The organism is Microcystis sp. LE19-84.1B (assembly GCF_027531875.1).
Taxonomy (GTDB): Bacteria; Cyanobacteriota; Cyanobacteriia; order Cyanobacteriales; family Microcystaceae; genus Microcystis; species Microcystis panniformis.
Window position 1 is genome coordinate 1 of record NZ_JAPZSR010000261.1, and the last position, 5,742, is coordinate 5,742.

General features: G+C 46.3%; 5 protein-coding genes and 1 pseudogene. 2 read left to right on the plus strand and 4 right to left on the minus strand.

Annotated features, from left to right (window positions below; genetic code table 11):
- Positions 1 to 212: pseudogene (locus O9324_RS15180) on the plus strand (DNA cytosine methyltransferase); the annotation flags it as partial.
- Here the strand turns inward: O9324_RS15180 and O9324_RS15185 are convergent.
- The 4 genes from O9324_RS15185 to O9324_RS15200 all read right to left on the minus strand — a co-directional run bounded on the left by O9324_RS15185 (position 177) and on the right by O9324_RS15200 (position 4,800).
- Positions 177 to 614 (minus strand): pentapeptide repeat-containing protein, encoded by a 438-nt coding sequence (locus tag O9324_RS15185; RefSeq protein WP_002795826.1) that lies wholly within the window; start codon positions 612 to 614, stop codon positions 177 to 179. The pseudogene O9324_RS15180 and the gene O9324_RS15185 overlap by 36 nt on opposite strands.
- An 84-nt stretch (positions 615 to 698) precedes the next feature.
- On the minus strand, positions 699 to 2,384 hold the full coding sequence (locus O9324_RS15190) for a DUF6345 domain-containing protein (protein ID WP_288140612.1): 1,686 nt from the start codon (positions 2,382 to 2,384) through the stop codon (positions 699 to 701).
- A 31-nt stretch (positions 2,385 to 2,415) separates the two neighbouring features.
- A complete protein-coding gene (locus tag O9324_RS15195; RefSeq protein WP_288140613.1) occupies positions 2,416 to 4,143 on the minus strand; it encodes a M6 family metalloprotease domain-containing protein in 1,728 nt (575 codons plus the stop codon).
- Between the two features lie 138 nt (positions 4,144 to 4,281).
- The gene (locus tag O9324_RS15200; RefSeq protein WP_228021041.1) at positions 4,282 to 4,800 is read right to left on the minus strand and encodes a response regulator transcription factor; all 519 of its coding nucleotides are present in this window, start codon (positions 4,798 to 4,800) and stop codon (positions 4,282 to 4,284) included.
- A gap of 572 nt (positions 4,801 to 5,372) precedes the next feature.
- Between O9324_RS15200 and dcm the strand changes: the two genes are divergently transcribed.
- Positions 5,373 to 5,742, plus strand: a 370-nt coding sequence (dcm, locus tag O9324_RS15205; protein ID WP_288140614.1) for a DNA (cytosine-5-)-methyltransferase, incomplete at its 3' end; no start/stop codon positions are given.

The following is a 5,742-nucleotide window of genomic DNA, read 5'->3' on the forward strand; positions in this document are numbered from 1 at the left end:
TATTTTTTGAGATTGCTCGCATTTTAAAAGCCAAACAACCCGCAGCATTTATTCTGGAAAATGTCAAGCAATTGCAGGGACATCAACAGGGAAAAACCTTAGAAGTTATTCTCAATACTCTGCAAGATTTAGATTACTATACCGATTATCGGGTTTTGAATGCTCTTAATTTTGGTTTACCGCAAAAAACGGAATCCATCAGGCCATTGGGTTTGAGCATTGTAGATAATGTCCGTGAGGATGGTATTTTGGAGATTAGCTAGACGCAAATCGGCACTGCTTAAATCAGCTTGTTGCAAATTGGTTCCTAACAAACTAGCTTGACGGAGAATTGCACCGCTAAGATTGCATTGGCTAAGATTGGCAGTGCCGAGGTTGGCCCCACTAAGGTTAGCTTGACTAAAGTTCGCTTTTGCCGCTTGCACAGACCACAAAATCGCCTTGCTTAAATTGGCACCCCGGAAGTTAACTGATTCTAGATTGGCATAGCTAAAGTCAAATTCACTGAGATTCAGACCAGATAAATCCAAACCTTGTAAATTTTCACCGTTTAAGCCGATCTTTAAGCCATTGTTGATCGCGCTCTCCAGTTGTTGACGGGTGACGCTAGACATTGTGTAGCAAGGAAAAAGTAAAAAAGCCTGTCAAGACGGGGAGCTTGCCCGTCTTAACATGATTAAAACTGGATTCGATCGCAGTTAACCAAACAAGGGTACAGTAACCCAATAACGTTTACGATAACCATTGCCAAAGTTAACTTCGATCGCTTTGCGGGCGATCAAAATCGCCTCATCGCCGTCAATATCGTAGCCAATCTCGGTGGAATTGGGTACAGTGGTGAATTCTAGAGGCATTCCAGCGCCACCGCGAGCAGACAGGGAAGCCAATTGTCGGCTAAACTCTGCCGCTAGTAACTGCTCATAGTTGCTAGGTTCGGGTGCTAAGACAGGAGCGATATCACCCTGGGGAGGCGGCGCACTGGCAGAGCGTACAGGACGACTACTTAACTGTTCGAGCGAGCGGACTGATGAATGCACATCGGTGACAGTACCATCATTATCCAGGGCAATTCGCACCGTACCTGCCCCCGGGGTAATCACTGGGACACCATTAATCAACTGTCGGAATTGGACAATCACACCAGTAGTAAACGGTCCGTCCAATTGTCCCGAACCGTTAGCCGTACCGCCGGCTTCGGAAGATAAGATAATTCGATCGAACACCACTGGGACTTCTTGGTCAAGACCGTAACGCCAGACGGCCTCCTGGGCTAAGGTTTGGGCGCTGTCCATAGCCAAGGGGTTGTAATTATAACGGTTAGGAGTTGCCAAACGAACATCAATTGACCCATCACTACCGTAGGCGATGCTTTGTTCCCCCGTCACCACGCGATAGGAGCCATTTCTGGTACTACCAACTTCTGACGGGATTTCCAGGTCAAGACCAAATCGTGCCGCTAGGCTGCGGGCAGCGGGTCGAGTAGCGTCTAGGGGTTGCAAACGACCGACGAGGAGATGCTGGGGTAAGACCAGTTGTGGTTGGCTACTGCGAGCCACATTGTACCATCGCCACCAATACCAAGCATTACTGACCCGTTCGCGAGAAAAATAGCGTTCATTAAAGAGACGATTTTTCGCCTCATCGGCACTGGCACCACAGGCCACCACCGAGGGGGCTTGGTCGTGGGCAATGCGCCAACTAGCATCTAACCAAGCGGTACTAAAAGACTTATTCTTGTTCCATTCTTCCCAGAAAAATTTGCCGTAATTGGGATTATCCCAACTAACAGTTTCATAGCCGAAGAGCATTCGCCAACCGCGATTACTACGATGCCAAGTGCGAATCGGGTTGTGACCGCCCAGAACCCGCAGGGAAAGACAGGTAGACAGAAAAATGTATCTGACCCGCTCGTTACCCCAAATTAACTTATCACTGCTAGAGACGACCGTACAACCTTCGTTACCCCAGGGTTTGCTCATCGGTAGATAAAACACGCCATTGGCATCCATCCCGCCATGACCAGAGTGATAGAAGGCCATGACCGCATCTACCCCGTAGGTATCTTGCCAATCATCGTAGGGTTCGTAGTAAAGCCAGGGTTGTACACCACAATCCTGATACCAAAAGTTTAAGGGGGTAAACTTTTTCACATAGTCTAACCAGCCTTGGGCATCTTCATGGGTATAGCGCAGGGTGCCAAAGGAGCAACCACAGCCCACTTCAATACTACAGCCGCCATAGAGATTCGCTCCGCCACGCAGGCCATCTTTGCTATCCTGACCGAGGGGGTTTTCGGCAAAGAGAGGAACGGCGGGAATTTCTGGTGTTTCGGACTTAGGAAGGTTAGCTGCGGGGGGAATTTGAGTCGGTTGTGTTAATGTCATGGTATTTTCCTCGTTAAATCTTGAAAAAGTTTTAAAAAACGTAAATTTCCTGAATCACGTTGTTTTCTAGACGCAGATTGACGGGAAATTTTCTTTCCTTAGCGGCGGACAGCAGGGTAAGCATCCCCAAGAAAACACTGTCACTCTCGCTGGCAATCTTGCGCCAGCCGAGGCCGTCCACATAGGCGGCCGCATTGCGTTCTTGGTTAATCATCCACAAACCGGTAATCTGCTTTTTCTCTAGCCAAGCACTGCCGGGGACAGTGAAGGTCATCGTGGTACCAACGGCAGAAATCTGGGCGATTTTTAGGCCAGAGTTGCTACCATCCCACCATTTGCCAGCAGGACTGGTGCTATCGGAAAACTCGGTTTTATAGGAGGCTCGAAATAGGTCGGCGTTATCACCAGCATTCACGTCTTTCTCCAAATCGAAGCGATTATCGGCCTGTTCTAAGGAACATTCGTAGTGTTGGCTAGGAGTCATCTGTTCCTCCTCGTTACCATTCTTCTGTTCGTCCACGTGCCAGATGGCTAGGCCCCCATCGGGGAGGAATGTATCCCGGCCAGTTTTCTGCCGGTTTTCGATCAAGAAATACTCGTTAGCGTTCTTACTGTAGAGGTAAAACTCATTCTTGGCCGCAGGAAGACTGGCGGTAAGACCTGGAGTTATCGCTGTCACTTTGCTGGCCCAACCGGCTTCATTTTTGAGATAGGCACAGACTTGTACGGGATTTTTATCATTGCCTCCGTAACACATCAGACAATAATTACCCACTCCTGCCGATTGACCGCCATAATCGTAGAGATCGGGAAAATCGCAGATCATGTGACCATTTTCATGACAGAAGGTACGCAAGGTCAGTTCACTACCCATATTGGTGATTTGGTAGTCGTATAACTTCTTGCCCCCCCCGACATCGTAGGGTGAAGCTAAACTCCAGGAATGAGGCCATAGTCCTTCGGCCCAATTGTTGACCCGCGGTCCGACATAGAAGACATTTAAGGCATAAATTAAACCGTTACTATCACTACTCAACTGACTAAAGTTAAAGCCTTGGGATTTCAAATAATTGAGGGCTTCTAGAATCAGTTCTCGGGCGCGAGTACCATAGTCGATCTCCGGATTGGTATAATGGGAGCGATTATGGGCGGCGGTGTAATATTGGGTGACAACATTGGTATAGGTTAATTTTCCCTGGGAGTTGTCGTAGAAATAATCCCGTACTGACCCTTTATTGCCAAATCCGGCGTAACCAGGTAGGTTACAGAAGTTGCTGACTTCCTGTTGGGAAATGCTGGCGGCAACGTCGGGAAACTTAATCAAGATACATAATCCCAGATAGTTGCCCACAGTTACTGTTGAAGCTGGTCTGGCATCAGCACTGGTCGTCGCACTGATTCCCTGCAGCTGAGTTTTTTTTTGCTGACGACGGACTCGCCATTGACTGAACCCTTCCTGTAGCATCGGTGCGCTCTGAGCTTGTTGTTTGGCACTCTCGGTCTCGATGCTTAGATGGGGCTGGATGCCGAGGCTTTGGGGTGCTACTTGGCCGACTATCCCATCGGTGGCTATCAGTTGGCTTTTGTCTTCGGAAAGCTGGGCGTAGGTGTAAAAACCATTGTCAGGGTTTTTGACCACGGTATAGCCATCTAGGGTTTCAAAAACAGCATAATACTGGTTTCCCGATCCCCTGACCCGGATAGTGCTGCCGTCGGGATTGGTGAAGGTAAATTCCTCATTCACAAAGGGTGTAGGCATAGATTTGATTCTCCTTGCCAAAGAAATTTTGGCTTTCTCGATGAGAAGCTCTGTTCAAGAACTAAGTACAGGACAATGCACAATTTCAATAATCATCAAATTTTTCTGGGTTAACAATACGATGATCCGCGTAGGGAATTATGAAGATATCGCAGCAATCTGCCCTTTCAGCAGCCCCAACTTTTCGAGGGCAACTATAACCGCTGCCGTCCGAGTTTGTACCCCTAGTTTCCCGTGAATATGTTCTAGATGTTTTCGCACGGTGCCTTCGCTACATCCGATCACTTTTGCTATGGCGGCATTACTTTTATCTTGGGCAATCCAAAACAGCACTTCTGCTTCCCTTTTTGTCAGTCCCAACAATTCTAAGGCCGCAATCGAAAAAGAGGGCAGTTCTTGTTCTTGTAAGAGTAGGAGAAACTGTTCTCCGATCAGAGTGGGAATCAGAAAAATGATTAACTGTCGTCCCTCTTGTTCTAGGCGTAAGGGTGAACAGGAAAAGGCTTGCTCATCCTTGGCTAAGAGTCGGGCAATCTGATGTTTAAACCACTTTTGCAAGGGTTCTGGTAAGGTGTTCGGGGTATGGGAGAGGGAATACTGGTACAGCAATTGTTCAGAGCGTTCCGTAAGCATTTGCACGCTTCCAGCTATATCCATGACTATTAAACCTATCTGCTGGCAAAATTGCGGTAATCTTGGCGTTATTGCTTTTATTTGATTATATTTGTCTTTATTGTTTTCTGGCTCTCTCTGTGGGCTAGATAGCAAAGCTGCGAGACAAAGATCGCAACTTACCGAGAGCTTTGGCATCAATCCCATAAATTTCTCCACTATTCAAATAATTATCACAAAATTCATCTTTCTGCCCTAGTGGTGACGCTCTTATCTCAAGGCCTAGTGCTTGCTCAGAATATCTGTACTTTTAGAAAGCAGCAAATAGGCAACAGAAAATTAGGAAACAAACAAGAACCTATCTATGTCATGGCCAATTCAAGTCTGAATTGCATTACTGTCTGATCTATCTTCATAGAATACCTAATTACGGTGACGAAAGTCAAGACATTTTCGAGGACGATTGTTAATCAAGTTTACGGCTCTTTCTACCTCCTCAAACTTGGCAAAAAATACCTCTAAAGTTCGATTGATTTTTTGATGTAGCTGTGCTATAGGGCGATGAATTATCCCCATTAAGTTAGGATATTATCGAGGTCTTGCCAGGGATGTGATCGATGAATTTACTTAAAGATAAGCAGAAAATTCGTTTTATTGACCTATTTTGTGGTTTAGGAGGGTTTCGAGTTGCAATTGAACAAGTTTGTCGCCAAAAAAACTTAGAATCTGATTGTGTTTTTTCCTGTGATATAGATAAAGACGCTCAGGCAATTTATCAGGCTAATTTTGGCGACCAACCCCAAGGAGATATTACCGAAATCGCTGCCCTAGATATTCCCAATCATGATATTTTAATGGCGGGATTTCCCTGTCAACCCTTTAGTATTTGTGGTGATTTAAAGGGATTTGAAGATACCAGAGGCACGCTATTTTTTGAGATTGCTCGCATTTTAAAAGCCAAACAACCCGCAGCATTTATTCTGGAAA